Annotated in this window: 19 protein-coding genes; 9 read left to right on the top strand and 10 right to left on the bottom strand. The window is 66.1% G+C overall.

All coding sequences use genetic code 11. The features are described from left to right. Positions 1–223 precede the first annotated feature (223 nt). Positions 224–1,417: a molybdopterin-synthase adenylyltransferase MoeB gene (gene moeB / locus LZC95_10550; GenBank protein ID WXA97275.1), complete on the top strand. Its 1,194-nt coding sequence runs from the start codon at positions 224–226 to the stop codon at positions 1,415–1,417. Between the two features lie 163 nt (positions 1,418–1,580). Here the strand turns inward: moeB and LZC95_10545 are convergent, their stop codons facing one another. Next, positions 1,581–2,660, bottom strand: a complete 1,080-nt coding sequence (locus tag LZC95_10545; GenBank protein ID WXA97274.1) for a DUF882 domain-containing protein — start codon at positions 2,658–2,660, stop codon at positions 1,581–1,583. Between the two features lie 98 nt (positions 2,661–2,758). Between LZC95_10545 and LZC95_10540 the strand changes: the two genes are divergently transcribed. Then, the gene (locus LZC95_10540) at positions 2,759–3,169 is read left to right on the top strand and encodes a hypothetical protein (GenBank protein ID WXA97273.1); all 411 of its coding nucleotides are present in this window, start codon (positions 2,759–2,761) and stop codon (positions 3,167–3,169) included. Between the two features lies 1 nt (position 3,170). Next, positions 3,171–3,614 (top strand): D-aminoacyl-tRNA deacylase, encoded by a 444-nt coding sequence (gene dtd, locus LZC95_10535; protein WXA97272.1) that lies wholly within the window; start codon positions 3,171–3,173, stop codon positions 3,612–3,614. Between the two features lie 42 nt (positions 3,615–3,656). Here the strand turns inward: dtd and LZC95_10530 are convergent, their stop codons facing one another. Together LZC95_10530 and LZC95_10525 are read right to left on the bottom strand one after the other, a co-directional pair. Continuing rightward, positions 3,657–4,829, bottom strand: a complete 1,173-nt coding sequence (locus tag LZC95_10530; GenBank protein ID WXA97271.1) for a 4-hydroxythreonine-4-phosphate dehydrogenase PdxA — start codon at positions 4,827–4,829, stop codon at positions 3,657–3,659. Then, entirely contained in the window at positions 4,829–5,635 is an 807-nt protein-coding gene (locus LZC95_10525; protein ID WXA97270.1) for a winged helix-turn-helix domain-containing protein, read from the bottom strand. Before LZC95_10525 ends, LZC95_10530 begins: the two co-directional genes overlap by 1 nt. 144 nt (positions 5,636–5,779) lie before the next feature. On the opposite strand from LZC95_10525, the gene LZC95_10520 reads away from it, so the two are divergent. After that, positions 5,780–6,130, top strand: a complete 351-nt coding sequence (locus tag LZC95_10520; protein WXA97269.1) for a hypothetical protein — start codon at positions 5,780–5,782, stop codon at positions 6,128–6,130. Here the strand turns inward: LZC95_10520 and LZC95_10515 are convergent. Beyond that, complete coding sequence (locus LZC95_10515; protein ID WXA97268.1) at positions 6,127–7,572, bottom strand: metallopeptidase TldD-related protein; 1,446 nt, start codon at positions 7,570–7,572, stop codon at positions 6,127–6,129. The two genes, LZC95_10520 and LZC95_10515, sit on opposite strands and share 4 nt — an antisense overlap. 65 nt (positions 7,573–7,637) lie before the next feature. Here LZC95_10515 and LZC95_10510 point away from each other — a divergent pair, with 65 nt between their 5' ends. The 4 genes from LZC95_10510 to LZC95_10495 are packed head-to-tail and all read left to right on the top strand — an operon-like array spanning position 7,638 to position 11,973. Beyond that, positions 7,638–8,120: a CopD family protein gene (locus tag LZC95_10510; GenBank protein WXA97267.1), complete on the top strand. Its 483-nt coding sequence runs from the start codon at positions 7,638–7,640 to the stop codon at positions 8,118–8,120. Positions 8,121–8,149: 29 nt separating this feature from the next. Then, on the top strand, positions 8,150–10,969 hold the full coding sequence (locus LZC95_10505; protein ID WXA97266.1) for a tetratricopeptide repeat protein: 2,820 nt from the start codon (positions 8,150–8,152) through the stop codon (positions 10,967–10,969). Between the two features lie 28 nt (positions 10,970–10,997). After that, positions 10,998–11,315 (top strand): hypothetical protein, encoded by a 318-nt coding sequence (locus LZC95_10500; GenBank protein WXA97265.1) that lies wholly within the window; start codon positions 10,998–11,000, stop codon positions 11,313–11,315. A gap of 1 nt (position 11,316) precedes the next feature. After that, positions 11,317–11,973: an endonuclease III gene (locus tag LZC95_10495; protein ID WXA97264.1), complete on the top strand. Its 657-nt coding sequence runs from the start codon at positions 11,317–11,319 to the stop codon at positions 11,971–11,973. 188 nt (positions 11,974–12,161) lie between these two features. Here LZC95_10495 and lpxA read toward each other — a convergent pair whose 3' ends face one another. The 3 genes from lpxA to LZC95_10480 all read right to left on the bottom strand — a co-directional run bounded on the left by lpxA (position 12,162) and on the right by LZC95_10480 (position 14,345). Further along, complete coding sequence (lpxA, locus tag LZC95_10490; protein ID WXA97263.1) at positions 12,162–12,911, bottom strand: acyl-ACP--UDP-N-acetylglucosamine O-acyltransferase; 750 nt, start codon at positions 12,909–12,911, stop codon at positions 12,162–12,164. Then, positions 12,908–13,681, bottom strand: a complete 774-nt coding sequence (locus tag LZC95_10485) for a hypothetical protein (GenBank protein WXA97262.1) — start codon at positions 13,679–13,681, stop codon at positions 12,908–12,910. Before LZC95_10485 ends, lpxA begins: the two co-directional genes overlap by 4 nt. Positions 13,682–13,784: 103 nt before the next feature. Next, a complete protein-coding gene (locus LZC95_10480) occupies positions 13,785–14,345 on the bottom strand; it encodes an OmpH family outer membrane protein (protein WXA97261.1) in 561 nt (186 codons plus the stop codon). Between the two features lie 277 nt (positions 14,346–14,622). Between LZC95_10480 and LZC95_10475 the strand changes: the two genes are divergently transcribed. Then, positions 14,623–15,348, top strand: coding sequence for a hypothetical protein (locus LZC95_10475; GenBank protein WXA97260.1), 726 nt, complete (start codon positions 14,623–14,625; stop codon positions 15,346–15,348). Positions 15,349–15,358: 10 nt separating this feature from the next. On the opposite strand, the gene LZC95_10470 is transcribed toward LZC95_10475, so the two are convergent. From LZC95_10470 to hrcA, 3 genes are all read right to left on the bottom strand, one after another. Further along, entirely contained in the window at positions 15,359–16,294 is a 936-nt protein-coding gene (locus tag LZC95_10470) for a cation diffusion facilitator family transporter (GenBank protein ID WXA97259.1), read from the bottom strand. Between the two features lie 231 nt (positions 16,295–16,525). Continuing rightward, positions 16,526–17,878, bottom strand: a complete 1,353-nt coding sequence (locus LZC95_10465; GenBank protein WXA97258.1) for a cyclic nucleotide-binding domain-containing protein — start codon at positions 17,876–17,878, stop codon at positions 16,526–16,528. Between the two features lie 46 nt (positions 17,879–17,924). Beyond that, positions 17,925–18,986 carry a heat-inducible transcriptional repressor HrcA gene (hrcA, locus tag LZC95_10460; protein WXA97257.1) on the bottom strand — a complete coding sequence of 354 codons (1,062 nt, stop codon included), beginning with the start codon at positions 18,984–18,986 and terminating at the stop codon, positions 17,925–17,927. Positions 18,987–19,022: the final 36 nt, after the last annotated feature.

Below are 19,022 nucleotides of genomic sequence, written 5' to 3'. Positions count from 1 at the left end.
GGCCCTCGTCGTGCCGTGCCCATGGGCCACCCTGGGTCTCGGCGCATGCGGCCGCGAGTAAAAGTACCCCCGCTACCTTCCACGGACGTCCTCGGTCACGCCCTCCGCTCACCCGTCACCCGCTCCGCTCCTACCAAAAGCCCCAGACCAAGACACGTTCACATAGTGTCGTTGGTGTTTCACTTGACGCAAGGAGGATATGCCCAAAGATCGTGAAACTACGATGCCTACCACGTACACAGATCTGCTCGCCGACGTAAAAAAGACCACCAAAGAGGTATCGCTCGACGAGCTCAAGAAGCGGCTAGAGGCTGGAGAAAAGATCACGCTCCTCGATGTGCGTGAGAAGGAAGAGCATCGCGCCGGTTACATCCCCGGTGCTATTTCGATTCCGCGAGGCTTCCTCGAGATGCAGGTCGAGTCGAAGTTGCCCGACAAGGGCGCAAAAATCGTGGCCTATTGCGCCGGCGGGACGCGTTCGGCGCTGGCCGCGGCGACCTTGCAGCAACTGGGTTACACCAACGTGGAGACGGCGATGCCGGGCTTCGTGCGGTGGAAGGACGTGGGCTACCCGGTGGAGACGCCGCCTCAGCTCACCGACGCCCAGCGCGATCGCTACTCGCGTCATATCCTCCTGCCGGAGGTGGGCGAGGTCGGGCAGGCGCGCCTCCTCAAGAGCAAGGTGCTGCTCCTGGGCGCCGGCGGTCTCGGATCACCCGCCGCGCTTTACCTGGCCGCCGCGGGCGTCGGCACCCTGGGCATCGTGGACGCCGACACGGTGGATGCGTCGAACCTGCAGCGGCAGATTTTGCACTCCACGAGCCGTGTGGGCGTGCCCAAGGTCGAAAGCGCGGCCAAGGCCATCTCCGAGATCAACCCGGACGTGAAGGTGGTCGGGCACCAGGAGCGCCTCACCAGCGAAAACGTGGAGCGCCTCTTCGCCGACTACGAGTTGGTGGTCGACGGGACGGACAACTTCCCCACGCGCTACCTGGTGAACGATGCCAGCGTGTGGATGGGCAAGCCCATCGTGCACGGCTCCATCTTCCGCTTCGACGGCCAGGCGACGACGTTCTTGCCGCCCAAGGCCGCGGAGAAATTCGGCCGCCAGGCCGGCCCTTGCTACCGTTGCCTCTACCCGGAGCCGCCGCCCCCGCACCTCGCGCCCAGCTGCCAGGAGGCCGGTGTGCTCGGTATCCTTTGCGGCATCGTCGGCACGTTGCAGGCGACGGAAGCCATCAAGCTTCTCCTCGGCAAGGGCGATCTGCTCGCCGGCCGGCTCATCACCTACGACAGCTTGAAGATGCAATTCCGCGAGCTCAAGCTCCGCAAGGACCCGAATTGCCCCGTGTGCGGCCCCAACCCGACGATCAAGGAATACATCGACTACGAGGGCTTCTGCGCCATCGGCGTGTAACCCGGTCGCTCTAGGAAGAAGGAACAGGGAGGCGGGGAGGCGGGGAGTTTTTTGGGTTTCAATCAGCCCAGTTGGCCAACTGAAACCCTAAAAAAGCGTTCCGCGCCCTCTGTGCCGTATCCCTCCCCGCCTCCCCGTCTCCCTGTAAAATCCTCTAGCCGTTTCAGTGCTGGAAGCGGATGCCGTCGGTTTTCTTTTCGGCGGTTTTCGCGGGTTCGTCTTCCTTGGAGGGAGCTTCTTCGCCGCCCTTGCCGTCGTGGTCGGCGTGTTCGTCGGCCGGGAGGGGCGGGAGCATGCTGTCCAGCTTGGCGAGCGCTTCCTTCAGGGTAAGGGTGGCGGTCGCCTCGTCGGGGAGGGCGTTCGGCGAGGACGGAGACGACGACTTGGGCGGCGGCCACGCGGCGACGTAGCGCGGTGATTCTCCAGGGCCGCTGGCGTCGATCCAGCCCACGTGGCCGGTGCCCGGCTGGCGCACGTCGATGTGGATGAACGAGCTGTTCGGGTAATAGCCGCACCCCGTATCGGGCAGCGTCTTGCAGAAGGCGACCAAAGCCTCGTTGGAAACGCCGTCGAGGCGCATGTCGAGGGCGCGACCGGTGGCGTGGTAGCTGCCGGCGCTGGCGGGGCGGTAGCCGGAGATGACCTGCAGGCGGGCGTGTTTGCCCTTCGAGAAGTGGTCGACGATGGTTTGAATGCGCTCGACGAGCTTGGGATCGATGCGGCGGATGCCGGTGGCGATCTTGTCGCCTTTGACGTTGGCGAGCTCGGTGGGATCCACCTGGGGCTTGGGGGCGCTGCCGGGGCGGGCCAAGACGGAGAGGCGCTCGACGGCGAGGTGGGCGACGCTGCCGTCGCACTTGGTCAGCGGGAAGGTGTCCTCCTCGGCGAAGTGCATGACGGTGACGGAGTCGTGGAAGCACGGGGGCTTCACCTTCGGCGCGCGGATCGTGAGCGGGTTGCTCTTGGCCGCGGCGCGCTCCCTGGCGACGCCTTCCTCGCCCCTTTCGACGGCCCGCCCGGGGACGGCGCGGTTGGCGCTCAAGGCGGTCTTGCCGTGCGGCTTGTGCGCCGCCGGAGAGGTGGCGGGGGCGGTGGCTTGCGCCGGGGCAGGCGCTTTGGCGGCCGGCTTTGCGTCGGATTTGCCGGCGTTTTTCGTCGTGGGCGGTGCCGCATGGGCGCCGAGCGATACGAGGGTGACAACGGCACAAGTGGACAGAGCACCGAGCGCGGACAAAGCCTTCATGATCAGGTCTCCAGCGCACGCCAGGGAGGGCGCGCTAGACACACATGCACTTACCAGCGTGACTGGGCCAAAAAAATGGCAAAGTCCGTCCCCTCCCCATGCTGACCCGCAACGAATTCGAGGCATCGCTGAAGGCCCTGCGGGCCGACTACGCCGCCCGCAAAGACAACGTGGCCTGCATCGGCTGCGAGCGCTGCGCGCGCTGCTCGGAGTCCATGTTCTGCACCGACAGCCAGGGCCTGGTCCGCTGCCAGTACTGCAGCCGCTCGGCCGACTGCACCGACTGCGCGCACTGCACGCGCTGCACGGCCTGCCTGAAGTGCACCCACTGCGAGGATTGCGAGCGCTGCAGCGGCAGTGCCTACCTGGTGAAGTCCGTCGGCTGCACGGAGTGCACGTACTGCTACGGGTGCGTGGGGCTCACGAAGAAGGACTTCCACATTTTGAACGAGCCGTACGATCGCCAGACATACTTCGCGATCGTCGCCGCCCTGGGAAACGCGAGCTGAGATGCGAGCCGTCATCCAACGGGTGTCATCCGCAAGGGTCGAGGTCGACGGTGAAGTCACGGGCGCCATCGAGCACGGCCTTCTCGTTTACCTCGGCATCGGCCGCGGCGACGGCCCAAAGGACAGCGCGTTCCTGCTGGAGAAAATCGTCAACGCCCGCATCTTCGAGAACGCCGAGGGCAAATTCGACAAGAGCCTCCTGGACGTCGGCGGTGCGCTCCTCGTGGTGAGCCAATTCACCTTGTACGGCGATCTCCGCCGCGGCCGCCGCCCCAGCTTCGACAGCGCCCTGCCGCCCGAAGAAGCCGAATCGATGTACGACGCCTTCGTCCGCGACGCCCGCACCCGCGGCCTCACCGTCGCCACGGGGCGCTTCCGCGCACACATGCATGTCTTCAGCGTGAACGACGGCCCCGTCACGTTGCTGCTCGACAGCGCCACCTAAGCCGCACCTCGTTGACGTCAACGTCAACGTAAGACGTCAACGTCACTTGGAGCGCTTGCGTTGGCTCAATCGGGCCAGGGAAAGGCGTGTGGCGAGGGCGATGGCTTCGCGCATGCCGCGGGGGTCGGCTTTGCGCTTGCCGGCGATGTCGTAGGCCGTGCCGTGATCGACACTGGTGCGGATGATCGGGAGGCCGAGGGAGATGTTCACGGCTTCGCCGAAGCCGAGGAGCTTCATCGGGATGGTCGCTTGGTCGTGGTACATCGCGAGGACGGCGGCGAAACGACCGGCGGCGCCGAGGCGGTAGGCGCTTTCGGCGGGGACTGGGCCCTCGAGCAGCACCTGGCGGGCCTCGCGCTTCAAGCGGCGACGCGCCAGGGCCATGCCGGGCGCAATGGACACCGTTTCCTCGTTGCCGAGGAGGCCACCCTCGCCGGCGTGCGGGTTGAGCGATGCGACGGCCAGGTAGAGCGGCCGCTTGCTCACCCGCGCAACCCGCCGCCCCTCTTCGTCGACCGCGGCGAGATCCGTGATGAGCACCCCCAGCCAGTACGCCGCCGTCGCCACGCTCTCGGGCGTGATGGCCCGCGGAACGGCGCCGAGGCGCAGGTGCGTCGTCACCAACGCGGTGGTCAGCTCTTTCGACGCGAACGCCATCACCACCTCGGGCGCGCGCAGCCGCCGCGCAAGGTGCTCGGTGTGGCCCAAAAAGGCCCGCGCCGTGCGCCCGCCCGAGCTGGCGATGACCTCCTTGCTCACCGGTCCGGTGACCATCGCATCGGCCTCACCGCGCGCTGCGAGATCGCATGCCTCGTCGACCCACGCCAGCTGCGCCGCCCCGCCGGTCTTCGTGGGCTTGCCCGGTCGCGCTTCCGACGTGCGCAAACTCGCCGTCGGCTGCCACACCAGCACCTCGCGCTCCTTCTTTTGAAAGCGCGGCACCGACCGAAATGCGTACCCTTCCGACGCGGACTCCAGCCGCACGATGCGCGCATCGATGCCCCGCGCCTTCGCGGCCGACGCAATCACCCCGTGATCGCCCACGAGCACGATGCGCGATGACGCAGGCGCCTCGAGTGCGGCGAGCAGGCTCACCTCGGGGCCAATGCCCGAAGGACAACCGATGCTCAGCGCAATGCGCGCGTGGCGGCTGACGCCTCCACCGGAGGTCCGTCGCTTGCGACGGCCGACCCCCTCCTGACCCGCGACACGCATCAGGGTGTTCTCGTTTGCCCCACGGGCGCCGCGGCAGGTATGCCACCGTTCGGCGTGTCCGACACGACTGGGCCATCCGAGACGAGTGGCCCCTCGCCGCCTTCCTCCGACGGCATCTCGGCCGGGGCGCGCAATTTGTAGCCCGTACCGCGCAACGTCTCGAGCGGAAGCGCGTCGCCCAGCTTGGCCCGAAGCCGGCGCACGTGGATGTCCACCGTGCGGGCCCCGCCCTCGTAACGCACGCCCCACACGCGGCTGAGAAGCGTCTCGCGGCTGAACACGCGACCGCGATTGGCCGAGAAAAACGCCAGCAGCGCGAACTCCTTCGCCGTCAGGACCACGCGCCGCCCGTCGAGCGACACCTCGTGCGCGGCGCGGTCGAGCACGATGCCGCCAATCTTGATGCGCTCCTCGTTCGCGAACTCGCTGCGCTGCCATTCGAGCTGGCGGATGCGCGCGTACAGTTCGGCCGGGCGATATGGCAGCACGATGAAATCGTCGAACCCACTCGATGGCTCGACGCGTGCAACCTGCCGCTCTGGGATGGCCAGAATCGCGGGCGTCTCCTCGAGTCGACTTTCGCGGCGTGCCGTGCGCAGGGCGCTCACGGCAAAGTCGGGGCGGTCGCCCGCCTCGATCACGATGGCGCGGAACGAAGCCTCGCCCTCGCAGGCCGTCGAAAAGTCATCCCAGAAGTCGAGCGTGCGAACCCGGGCGCCCAGCTGCCGCAAGTGGGATGCAGCACCGTCCTCCGATTCGTGCTCCTTGCCGTGCCCCACCACAAGCACATATCTGGATCCTGACATCTCTCATTCTTCGATAGCGCGCTGCGGCGCGCTCGTCGAGAGAGACTCGGCGCTTCATTTGCTTCTTCGTGTGCGATCGGTGGCGAAGGTCGTACTTGCGCGTAACCTATGTCGTAGCGGGCCGTAGAAGTGAGAGTCGCTCGGATGCCACCCAATCGATCGTTGCGTCTTCTCCGGATTCTACTGCTGCTTGCGCTTGGCCTGCTCGGCAGTGCCTGCGCCAATACGGTCGCGCCGCGGGCGCACATCATCTACGTCGCCATCCCGCCGCCGCCGGATCCTGTGGAAATCGAAGGCAGTGCGCCCTCGCCTGTCTACGTCTGGGTCACCGGTCGCTACGACTGGAACGGCGTCGAGTACGTTTGGATCCCCGGCCAATGGGAGCCGCGGCCTTACGATCGGGCGGTCTGGATCTCCGGAAAATGGACCCAGACCCGGCGCGGTTGGGTCTGGGTCGATGGCCGCTGGGCGCTCGGTAAAGGGAACCGAACCTAGACTTTCGTCCCGCCCACGGTGATGGCGGAGATCTTGATGGTCGGGCAGCCCACGCCCACGGGAACGCTCTGGCCGTCCTTGCCGCACGTCCAGATGCCGTCGGAGACGCCGACGTCATTGCCCAACATGCTCACCTTGCGCAAAACATCGGGCCCGTTGCCGATCAAGTTCACGCCCTTGAGCGGCGCGGTGATCTTGCCGTCTTCGACGAGGTAGCTCTCGGTGAGCGAGAAGACGAAGTCGCCGTTGGAGATGTCGACCTGGCCGCCGCCGAACTTCTTCGCGAAGACGCCGCGCTTCACCGTCTTGATGATCTCGTCCGGATGGTGCTCGCCGGCGAGAAGCAACGTGTTGGTCATGCGCGGCATCGGCGCGCACGCAAAGCTCTCGCGTCGGCCATTCCCACTTGGGGTCAGTTTGAAATGGTTCGCGCTCAGCCGGTCGTGCATGTACCCAACGAGCTTGCCCTTCTCGATGAGCACCGAGGAGCGAGGCTCGTTGCCTTCGTCGTCCACGTTGATCGAGCCGCGCGACTGAAGCAGGGTCGCATCGTCGATGACCGTGCAAAGGTCGCTCGCGACCAGCTGCCCGATCTGACCCGCGTAGTTGCTCGTACCCTTGCGGTTGAAGTCGGCCTCGAGGCCGTGGCCCACGGCTTCGTGAAGCAGGATGCCGCTGTCGCCCGGCGCGAGCACCACCTCCATCGTGCCCGCCGGGGCCTCCACTGCGTCGAGCATGCGGATGGCTTGCTCGGCCGCCTCGCGGGCGTGCCACTCGGGGCTCTTGCCCTCGAAGTAGCCCATGGTCGTGCGGCCACCGCCACCCGACGAAGCTTCCTGGCGCTTCTGATCGCGCTCGGCCACCACGCGCACGCCGAAGCGCACGAGGGGCTGCGTGTCGCGCGCCATCTTTCCATCGCTGGTGACGATGAGCAGCTCGCGGATCTCTTCCGCGAGGCTCGCCTCCACCTTGATGATGTGCTTATCGAACGCGTGCGCCGCCGCGGCCGCGCGCTCGAGCAGCTTGCGCTTGTCCATGCCGGGCACGTCGAGGGTGACCTGGTCCAGCTCGTAGCGCGCAGGAAGCGAGAGCGATCGCAGCGCGACGGGAGCCTTGGCCCCGCCACCGGTTGCGATCTGGGCGGCCGTTTCCGCCGCGCGCTTCATCGCGTCCCAATCGAACTGCTCCACGTAGGCGTATCCAGTCGAGTCACCTTTTTGTACACGGACACCGAGCCCCATCGTCACACCACGCGAGGCGCTCTTCAGGATGCCCTCATCGAAGAGAAGACCGCCACCGGCGCGGTACTCGAAGAACAAATCGGCGTAATCGCCACCAACCGCGAGCGCGATGGAAAGGAGGCGCTCAGCGAGCTGGACGTCGATTTCGTTCGGTCCGCCCGGAGCGAACGGCGCCTTGTACAGGGAAGATTGGGTCGGCATGACAGGATTGGAACATATAAACCTCCATCGCGACACGTCGAGTACAGTCACGCCCCAGGCACTCGATGATCACGCTCGCGCTCGCCCTCGTGGCACTGCATCTTTTCGCCAACCTCCTCTGGATAGGCTCCATCTCGGTGGTGGCTTGGCTGGTACTCACAGCGTCCGGCCGCGCATCCTCCACCCCGCAACCCAGTGGTGCGTTGGAGCTCGCGTTGGGAACCGACACCCGCTCCGCGGCGTCGCACCTGGCGCGGACGATCTACCTTCGCTTCGCGACCCCGGCGTTCGGGGCCAGCTTTCTCTTCGGCGTGGCGCGGCTAGCGATGGATCCAAGCACGTACATTCACATGCATTGGTTCCACGCAAAGCTTATGGCCGCCCTCGGTGTCATTGCTCTGCACCATGTGATCGGTGCCAGGGCCAAGCGACTTGCTGCGGGAAGTATGCAAGTACGGGGAACAAGCGCTATTCTTTTCGGTGCCCTCCTTGCGTGCGTTGTGCTGACTTGCCTCTTCGTCATTTTCAGGAATGAACTCATTGGCTGATTCGGAACAAGTGAGGAGTGCGTTCATCCGTGCCGATTGACCGCGAATCGGTGCTCCAGACCGCTCAGAAGTACGCCGAGAAGAAGAAGTACGATCGGGCGATCGCCGAGTACCAGAAGATCATCCAGGTGGATCCGACCGACGCTCGGACCCTCCTGAAGATGGGCGACCTCCAGGTAAAAATGGGCGCCTACGCGGATGCGATCGCGACCTATGAACGGGTCGGCAAGCACTACGTCAGCCTCGAATTTTTCGTCAAAGCCGTCTGGGTCTACAAGCAGATCGGCGAGATCCTGCACAAGCACGTGCCGCATCTCGAGGAGCGTTACGCGCACATCGCTCCGCAGCTCGCGCAGCTCTATCAGAACCTCGGGCTGACGAGCGATGCCATGGCCACCCTGGACGAGGTGGCCACGCGACTGCAGAAGCAGCAACGCGACACCGAAGCCATCGAGGTCTTCAAGAAGACCATCGACCTCGACCCGAACAACCCCATCCCGCACCTGCGCCTGGCGGAAGCCCTGTCGCGGGCGCGCGATCCGGAAGGCGCCGCGAGCGTCTTCTCCACGGCGGCTTCGCTGCTGATCCGGCGCGGTCGTCCCGACGACGCGTTGAAGGTGCTCGAGCGGCTGCTGCATCACAAGCAGGACCCGGCGCAGGCACGCATCGCCGCCGAGCTTTACCTGCAACGCGGTGCGCAGGCGGACGGGCTGCAGGCGCTGGCGAAGCTGCAGATCTGCTTTCAGGCGAACCCGAAAGACATCGACACGTTGGCGCTGCTGGCGCGCGCGTTCGTGGTCATCGGGCAGGCGGCCAAGGGCATCGAGGTTCGGAAGGAAATGGCGCGCATCGCGCGCGAGCAGGGCAAGACCGAGCTTTTCCGTCGGCTCGTGAACGACTTGCTCGAGGTGGCCGGCGACGACGACCAGGTGCAGCAACTCGCTGTGAGCCTGCCACCCGACGATGACGACGACGAAGAGTCGCAGCTCGCGCCACCGCCGCCCCGTGTTACGATGCCGCAGGCACCGCGCGGCTCGGCCCCGATCATCGAGGCAGTGGAGCTCGACGAAGAGCTGCTGGCCGACGACGATTCGGCCATCGAGTCCATCGAGGCGCTCTCCGCACCGGCCACGTCACGCGCGGGGCAAACACTGTCGCTGCCTGGCCTGACGGATGACGAAATGCCGGTGTTCGACGTGCCGAGTCGCCTGTCGCAGGTGGGCTCGCGGGCATCGGCGCCGGATCTGACGGAGCGGCATGCGTCCATCTCGGACGACTACCCCGAGATGAGCATCGAGGAGGCGGACGACCTTCTGGTGCCGACGAGCAGCGAGGAGGCCATCGCCGAGCTGCTCGAGGAAGCGGCGTCGCTGCGACGGCGGCGGATGTACACGTCGGCCATCGAGTCGCTGCGCATCGGGCTCGAGCTCGATCCGTACGCGATGGACCTGCGGCATGCGCTGCGGGACGTGCTCATCGAAGCGGGGCGCATCGACGATGCGGTGGACGAGTCGTTCGCCACGGTGTCGCTGCTGCTCGATCGGCTCGATGGCGAGGGTGCCGCGCGCGCATTGAGCGACATCCTCGCGATCGATCCGGGCAACGAGCGCGCCTTGCACATGCTGCGCGAGCTCGGGTACGACGCGCCCGTTCCCGCATCGGAATCGCGACCTGCGTCCGCGGAAGTGAACGACGATCTGGACGATCTGTACGATCCGGACGCGCCCCTTCCCACGTACGAGTTGGACGAGTTGGGCACGGCGCACCTGGAGCCGCCGTCCTTCAGCGACCAAACGGTGCCGCGCGGAACGTTGCCAGGGCCGCCGCCTCGCGTGGCTCCTCGTCGCGAGTTGGCCATCGACGATCCCTTCGGGTCGTCCGAGCTGCCGCTTCCCGAGTTCCCGCTCGACCCGTCGGCGATGGACGTGGCGCGGCATGCGGACACGTTGCTCGATCCGGCGGCGATGGATCCGATGATGGATCCCACGGAGGTGACCAGCCGCCAATCGGCGAGCTCGCGCCCGGTGGTGGAGCTCGAGGACGCGCTGGAGGAGGCGGACTTTTTCGCATCGCGCGGGCTTTACGGCGATGCGCGGGCGGTGCTTCGCGAGCAGCTGTCGCGCAATCCGAATCACCCGCTGTTGCTCGAGCGGATCCAAGAGCTGGAGATGCAGGAGCACGGCGGCGCGGCGCAAACGTCGGGCACGCGGGCGGTGCCCAACAGCGTCGACGAGCGCAGCTTCGACATTTCCGCATCGCTCGATGCGCTGGAGAACCTGGAAGAAGTCACGGGGCCCATCGACTTGGTCGCCCTCGGCGGGCAGGTCGACGTCGAAGAGGTGTTCGCGAAGTTCAAAGAAGGCGTGAACAAGCAGATCGACGTCGACGACGCCGACATGCACTACGACCTGGGCATCGCATACCGCGAGATCGGGAAGTTCGACGACGCGATCCGCGAGTTCGAGCTGGCCGCGAACGATCCGAGCCGCACCTGCGTGTGCGAGTCGATGATCGGGCAGATTCACATGGACCGCGGGGCACTGCCCGATGCGATCGATGCATTCTTGCGCGGCCTCGCCGCCAAGACGCGAACGCCGGAGCAAGAGACGATGCTCTCCTTCGAGCTGGGCAAAGCTTACGAGGAGAAGAACCTGCCGAAGGACGCGCTGAACTCGTACCACCGGGTGTCGCGCTGGAATCCGAACTACCGCGACGTGCAGGAGCGCATCCGCCGCCTGTCGCGCCACGAATCGACGCGCACGCCCTCGCGCCCGCTCGCCGTGGGGGCCGAGGACGACGAATTCGACCGCGCCTTCGACGAGATCATCGGGGACGGCAAGCTGCCCTAGGCGTGGCAGTTGCGGTAACCTGGCCACGATGATTTGTCGTCTCTGGCGGGGGTACACCACGAAAGAAAATGCGGATGCGTACGAGCGCGTGGTGCGCGGGGAGGTCATTCCCGGCATCGAGGCGCGGCGTATCCCCGGGTTTCTATCGATTGATCTGATGCGCCGCGAACGCGAGAACGACGTGGAGTTCGTCACGATGATGTGGTTCGACGCGCTCTCCTCGGTGAAGGCGTTCATGGGCGAGGACTACGACGTGGCCCACGTGCCGGCGGCAGCGCGGGCCGTGCTGTCGCACTTCGACGAGCGCTCGGCGCACTTCGAGGTACTCGATCGACGCACGCAGTAAGATGCTCACGGCGCGGCAAATGTCGGCGGTGCTGACGAAGGTGGCGCGCTTCGTCGAAGGGCGCGATCACCTCGCGGTGACGCGGGTGTCGCTGGACGGCGATCCGTTTGCGGTGCTGGTGTCGACCATCATTTCACTGCGCACGCGCGACGAGGTGACCGACGTGGTGAGCCCGAAGCTGCTCGCCGTCGCGCCCGACGCGAAGACGATGGCGAACACGCCGGTGGAGCGCATCGCCGAGCTGATTTTCCCCGCCGGGTTCTACCGAAACAAGGCGCAGACGCTGCAGGAGATCGCGCGCACCCTACTGGACGAGCACGACGGCCGCGTGCCAGATACGTTGGAAGGGCTCCTCGAGCTCCGGGGCGTGGGCCGCAAGACAGCGAACCTGGTGCTGACCTTGGGGCATCGCAAGCCGGGCATCTGCGTGGACATCCACGTGCACCGCATCTCGAACCGACTCGGCTTCGTGCGCACGAAGTCCCCCGACGAAACGGAAATGGTGCTCCGCGATCAGCTCCCACGCCGCTGGTGGATCCCCATCAACGACATCCTGGTGACATTCGGCCGCGTCCACTGCACGCCGCTGTCACCCCACTGCTCCACCTGCCCCGTCGCCAACGTCTGCCACCGGGTCGACGTCGGTCGTGCACGCTGACGTCCGAAGAAGATTGAACAGGGAGGGGGGGAGGCGGGGAGGGATACGGCACAAATCCCACCGCGCACCGAGGCTGGTTTGGGTTTTCACTTGGCTCACGAAGCCAACTGAAAACCTAAAAAAGCCTTGGCACGCGGTGGGATTCGCGTTGTTTCCCTCCCCGCCTCCCCCCCTCCCTGTGAATTCTCTCAGGAGAGCGCAGCGAGTAAGCGGGCTACCCACGGGTTCGAGCGGAGGTCGTCGGGTAGGTCGGCGATCGCTTGGGCGCGGGGGCGGGAGGTGCCGAAGATGGCGGCGTATGCTTTGGACAGGGCGGTGATGTCCGAGTCGGGGAGGCCGCGGCGTTGGAGACCGACTTTGTTCAAGGCGCGGATGCGGGCGCGGTCGCCTTGAACGACGACGAAGGGCGGGACGTTGCGCTCGCACATGGCGCCGGCGGCGACGAAAGCGCTCTCGCCGACGTGGACGAATTGGGCGAGGCCGCTCAAGCCGCCGAAGGTGGCGTAGTCGTCGACCCAGGAGTGACCCGCGAGCTGAACGCCGTTGGCCAGCACGATGTGCGAGCCCAACACGGTGTCGTGCGCGGCGTGGGCGCCGGCCATGAACAAATTGTGATGGCCGATTCGCGTCGCCCGGCCCGATGTGCCGCGGTGAATCGTCACGTGCTCGCGGAACACGTTGAAGTCGCCCACCTCGAGCGTGCCCGGGGCCCCGGCGTGGCGCTTGTCCTGCGCCACGCTGCCAACCACCGCGAAGGGAAAGAGCACATTGCCCTCACCGAGGCGCGTCGGCCCCTCGACGATCGCGTGCGACGACAGACGCGTGCCGCGCCCGAGGTGCACCCGCGCGCCCACGACGGCGTAGGGCCCGAGCTCCACGTCGTCCTCGAGCGTCGACTCGGGGTGCACGATGGCCGTGGGATGCACTTTGGTGCTCATCGCCCTTCCCGATACAGCTTGGCCAAACCGCGGAGCCATCGCATGCGTGGTACGGCAGGATAGCCCGCCACGGTCGCGCCGGCCGGCACATCGCCGATGACACCGCTCTTCGCCGCAATGCGGGCGCCATCCCCCACGCGAACATGATCGGCAAAGCCCGCTTGGCCGCCGACCTTAACCCCCCGGCCCAATGTGACCGATCCCGCAAAGCCGGTTTGCGCCGCCACGAGGCAGCCCTCGCCAATGACGCAATTGTGGCCCACGTGGACCTGCGCATCGAGCTTCGTCCCGCGGCGAACCACCGTCGGCGACAAGGTGCCGGCGTCGATGGTGCAAAGGGGCCCGACCCCGACGCCGTCCTCGAGGATCACGCCTCCGAGCTGCGGCACGGCGCACACGCTGCCGTCCGGCCCTTCCGCCCAGCCAAAACCGGGGTGGCCAATCACGGCGTTGGCGCCGATGCTCACGTTCCTTCCAATGCGCACGCCGGGATGAATCACCGCATTGGGCCCGATCACCGAGCCCTCACCGATCTGCGGCTCCGGTCGCGGGGCGCTGCACGAACCGAGCACCTGGGCCATCGCCCACGTGGCGTGCGAATGGACCCACGCCGGCAAATCGGGCAAACGCAGGCGCGAAGCCAGCGATGCATCCACGAGAAGCGCGGCCCCGCGCTGGAGCGCCGCCTCCACCTCTCCCAGACGATCCACGCGAAGCACCGGTGCGAGATCGCCTGCACCGGCGCTTTCGAGCGACGCGATCGACGTCACCGAGGTATCCAAACGCACCTCGCCGCCCCAACGGACGGCGAGCTCGCACAAGCGGACGGGGTCGAACGCGAGACCCCACTGAGAAACTACAGGTGGCAGGAGCTTACTTCTTCGGTGCGGGCGCTGCCGGAGCCTTGGCCGCTGCGCCGCCGCCACCGCTGTTGTACGCCTGAATGGCGCGGTCGGTCAGGTCGAGATCTGCACGCATGTAGGCGACGGCTTGCTTGTCGACCACGATGTCGAAACCCTCGGTCGACGCAATGCGCTTCACGATGGCCATGATCTTCTCGACGATGGGGTCGGTGAACTCCTTCTGCCGCTTCTCCAGGTCCTTGTTGTACTCGACGAACACGGACTGAAGCTCGACCATCGCCTTCTGCCAGTCCTCGACGCGCTTCTGGAAGGCTTCCTTCGAGAGGACCTTCTGCTGCTTCTCGAGGTCTTCACGCTGCTTCTGCAGCTCGTTCTGCTTCTTGTTCAGCTCTTGCTGCTTGCTGTCGAAGATCTTTTTCAAGGACGCCTGGGCGCGCAGGCCATCTTCGGTCTGCATGACCGCGCGTTGAACGTCGACGACGGCGACCTTCATCTCCGCGCGTGCGTCGAAGCCCAGGAGGAACAGACTGGCCGCGAGCCATGCCGCGAAGACTTGGGGAAACAATTTCATGGGAAACCCGCGTACCTAAGGATAAGCAAGAGGTCAAGGCAGCAAACGCGGGAAGCGCTCGAGCCAAGGCGAAACGCGTGAAGTTCCGGTACCAGGGTAGGGCGTAAACGGCCGGCTACACCCGCACCGGCAAGAACGTCGTACACAGGTCACGGTGGGGAGGGTGCGATACGCGAATTCCCCGAGAAATCTCATCATGTGGCGAGCTTTGCGAGATGGCACGGGGTGTGGATACTAGGAAGCAAACTTTTGGTCCTTGCCGGAGGCGCCGTCGAAAATGGATCGTCGTGGTTGGCAAAAGCTGGGTCGACTGTCGGGGGTAGCCTCGTTCGTGATGGTGCTCGGCACGGTCCTATGGGCGGGCGGCTGTAGCGACTCCGATTCGGATTGCGACGGCTTCGGCTGCGGACCGTCGGGGGGCGGCGGCTCCTACGACGCCGGCAAGAACGACTCGAGCACCACCGTCGACTCGGGCAAGGACAGCGGGACGCCCCAGTGCGAGTTCCCCAGCGATTGCCCGAACGGCAAGTCGTGCGTGAACGGCCAGTGCCTGCCGACATGCAACGAAGACGCGGGCAACACCTGCGGCAACGGCTACAAGTGCGTCAAAGGCGTCTGCCAGCCCGAGCCGGGCAAGCCGCAGTGCGATGAGGACAAGGACTGCAGCGAGGCCGGGGCAACACCGAAGTGCCGCGGCGGCCGGTGCGTCCCCGCCTGCGATCCGGCCAACCCCAAGTGCCCCGACGGCCAGGTTTGCGATCCGGGCGGGGCGTGCGTTCCGGATACGGGCCCCAAGCCCAACTGCACAGCCACGGACTTGTCGAAGTGCCGCACGAACCAGTCCTGCGTCGATGGCTTCTGCCGATACCGCTGCGAGACCACCGACACGTGCCGCCTGATCGACGCGCGGCTCGCGTACTGCGGCAACGACAAGATCTGCCACCTGCAGTGCTCGCAGTCGTGCCCCTCGCCGCAGACCTGCATCGACGGCACCTGCAAGTAGAGGCGCTCGGTCAGTCGTCCGAGCTCGAGTCGGAATCCGAGAGGGAGGGCGCGTCGCACGACGCGTCCGTCTTCTCGACTTGGACCGTGACGTACTCGCAGGAGAACTCATCGCGGAGCTTCTTGCTCAAACGGCTGGCCAGGGTCGAGAACTCGGGGTCGTCGCCGTCGGAGCGCACGTGCACGATGAGGGCATCGTGGCCGGCGCCCAAGGTCCACACGTGCATGTCGTGAACCTCGTGCACGCCGGGGAAATTGCGCACGATCGTGCGAACGGCATCCACCGGTAGATGCACCGGCGCGGCCTCGAGCAGCACCAAGGTCGCATCGCGAAGCAAACCGAGGGCGCCCAACACGAGAATGAGCGCGACGAGGAAGCTGGCCACCGAATCCACCGCCGGAGGGCCCCCCAGGCGAATGATCACCGCCGCCACCAACGCCGCGAGCGAGCCGAGGGCATCGCCGAGCAGGTGCAACCTCGCACCACGCAAATTGAGGCCGTGTCCCTTGCCGTGATCATGGCCGTGGTGATCGTGATCGTGGTGGTGATGATGGTGCCCGTGACCGTGATGACCAATGACGTCGTGAAGCAGCCACGCGCTCACGCCATTGACCACGAGCGCGCCCATCGAGACGAGCAACATGATCGTCGCCGCCGGCGGCTCCCCTTCCCCGCGCAGCTGCTCGATGGCGTCGTGCACGATTTCGACGGTGACCACGAGAACGAGCAGCGCATTGAAAATCGCAGCCACCGGCTCGGCGCGGCGCAGCCCGAAGGTAAAGCGAGGGGTCGGACGGCGCACCGCAAGCTTCATCGCCACGATGCTCATCGAGATGGCCAACACGTCCATCAGCAGATGGAGCGCATCGGCCTTGAGCACCTGGCTTCGCGCGGCGATCGCCCCCGCAAGCTCGAAGACGAAGAAGACGCCGATGATGCCCAGCACCAACCCGAGCCTCTTCGCCTGGCGAGCTTCCGCCGCGGTGAACTTCGCCGCGCCAGCACCCGAAGGCGAAGGAGAAGGCGAAGCCGCAGGGGCGCCATGATCATCATGGCCGTGATGATCGTGATGATCATGCGGACCGTGATGATGATGCCCGTGGTGGTGGTGGTCGTGATCCGAGGCGTGCGGGTGTGAAGAAGGTTGATGCGCCATCCGGGGTCCGGTTAGACAGCGTTATACAAGAATGTAATCGTCTGTCACCCGGGTCGTCGCGTTGGCAATCACCGCCGTCGTCTCGTCGTCGCGCTGAATCGCCGAAAGATAAAGGCTCCCCAAAATGGCCGGGTGGTCCTTGATCAAGGAGATGAAGTCTTCTCGCGGCAGGTGCAGCGTTACGGTTGGATGCACCGCGACGACGTCCGCGACCGCCTTTCGACGCAAAACGAGCGCGACCTCACCGACCACCTCACCCGCCCCCAAGGTCGAGATGACCAGCGGCTCCTCCCCCGGTTCGTAGCCGACGACGGCCACCTCGCCCGAGGCAATGAGGTGCAAGCCCGACGCCTCTTCCCCTACCCTGATGAGTTTCTCGCCCTTTTCGAAGACGCACGTCTCGAAGCGCTCCACCAGCGCGGGCCGCGCATCCGGGTGCACGTCGATGAGCACGCGCGAGGTGCGCACCAGGTTTGCCACCATGCGCCGGCGGCAGTGTGCGGCGAGCTCGATGCCCACGTCGGGCCGTGCCTGGGCGACTTTTTCGAGGGCATCGCGGCGGGCGACGAGCAGAATCGATGGGCGGCACGCCACCACGCTGGCCGCGCGCGGCGTTCGTGACAGCAGCGCCATCTCGCCGAAGAGCGAACCATTGACCAAGCGTGCAAGCGTCACGTCGCCGCCGTCGTCCGGCGGGGGCTTGCGCCGCACTTCGAGCTCTCCGCGCGCGACGATGTACGCTTCCGCGCCCTCCTCGCCCTCCACGATGACGGCCTGCCCCGCAGGCACCGTGATCATCTCGAAGGCGGCGATGAGCGCGCGCAGGCCTTCCATCTCCAGCGCGCTGAAGAACGGGAGCGGCGCGATGGGCGGTAGCTCGCGGCCCTTTTGGTAGCGCTCACGTGCGCCGTGCACGATGCTGGTCGCCTTGGACAAGAGCGCCGGGCCGGCGAGAAAAGAACTCATCGGCTGGAAGGTCTCGAAGTTCGGCAACGGAGGTGGCGGCGACGAAATGTCCGACAGCCGCGACGAACCCACGCAAAACGACGCGGCGATCTCGTCGAAGTACCGATCGACGGCCCGCCCCAATTGGCGAAGATCGGCCACCGCCGCGACGGCCAGCGGCAGGTTGCCCGCATCGATGGCCTGCTTCACGGCGAGCTCGAGTCCTTCGGTCGCGGCCTCCGTGCGGCCGGCGTCGGCCAGCAGACGGCACGTGAGAATGAGCGCGCTCGGCGTCACATCGTGCTCGACCACGGCGGCCGCCCACCGCAACGCGGCCTCCCCTTCGTCGGCGAGCATCAGCGCAAGCGCCCGATCGACGGGCGAATCTGTGGTCTGGCTGCCGGGAAGATCCGGGGGTGCCGTTCGCATTGGCTACCAACAGTATACTGAGTTGGCACGGGGAACTGAGCCCGTTTTATTTCATGGAGCCGCTGCCGCTTCCGCCGCCGCTGGAGCGATCCATGTACTCGGTCATGGCGCTTGCGGTCGCCTCCACCAGGGGGACCACTTTGGGGTAGTCCATGCGGGTTGGGCCGATGATTCCAATGGTTCCGACGGTGCGTCCGTGGTCCAGGAAGGGGGCCCGGACGATGGCCAATTGACCACCGCCGAGCTCGCCTGCCTCCTGGCCGACCATCACCGTGGGGCCCTTCGCCGCCATGGTGGCGTCGAGCAGTCGCAGCAAGCGCTCCCGATCGTCGAAGGCGCTGACGAGCTGCTTCATGCCCGCCGCGTCGGAGAACTCGGGCCGGTCGAAGAGCTTCGACTGCCCCTCGATGACCACGTCCGCTTCGGTGGGCGGCGTCTCGCTGACCGCAGCCTCGGCGAGCGAGAAGGCGCGGCGGCGCAGTTGGTCCTGCTGGATGCGCTCCGTGGCGAGCTTTCGCGCGAAGAAGTCGCGCAGATCGCCGAGGGTGCGTCCGTCGGTCACGTCGTCGAGCAAGTTGTGAATGCGCGTGAGCTCCGCATCACTGACCTGCGCGGAGATGAAGCGGTTCTGCACGGAGCCGTTCGACATGACCAGAACGGCGAGCAGCTCGCCCGGGTTGGTTCGCAGAAAGCGCAGCTGCTTCAACGTGAGCGCTTCGAGGCGCGGGCTGACGACGACGGCGACGGCGCCGGTCAGCTCGGAGAGAAAACGCCCCGTCTCGCGCATCATGTTGTGGCCCGGCGTCATCTCCTCGAAGCGGGCCCTGATGCGGGCATGCTCCTCCTGCGACAGGGCCCGCACTTCCATCAACGCGTCGATGAAGAGACGGAAGGCCCGATCCGTCGGAACGCGGCCGGCGCTGGTGTGCGGCTGTTGCAGATACCCAGCCTCCTCCAGGTCGGACAGGACGTTGCGAATGCTCGCCGGTGACAGCTCGATGCCGCACTTTTTGGAGAGTGTTCGCGACCCAACGGGTTCCCCCGTCGCGACGAACTCGGTGATCGCCGCATAGAGGATCTGCTTCGCACGCGCGCTGAGCTCGGACATCGCTGAGCCTCTAGCTTAGCACCCTACCCGGTCATT

This window comes from Sorangiineae bacterium MSr12523, assembly GCA_037157775.1.
In the GTDB taxonomy this organism is placed as follows: domain Bacteria; phylum Myxococcota_A; class Polyangia; order Polyangiales; family Polyangiaceae; genus Pendulispora; species Pendulispora brunnea.
The sequence above is the reverse complement of the archived record's forward strand: the minus strand, read 5'-3'. Positions and strand labels throughout refer to the sequence as shown.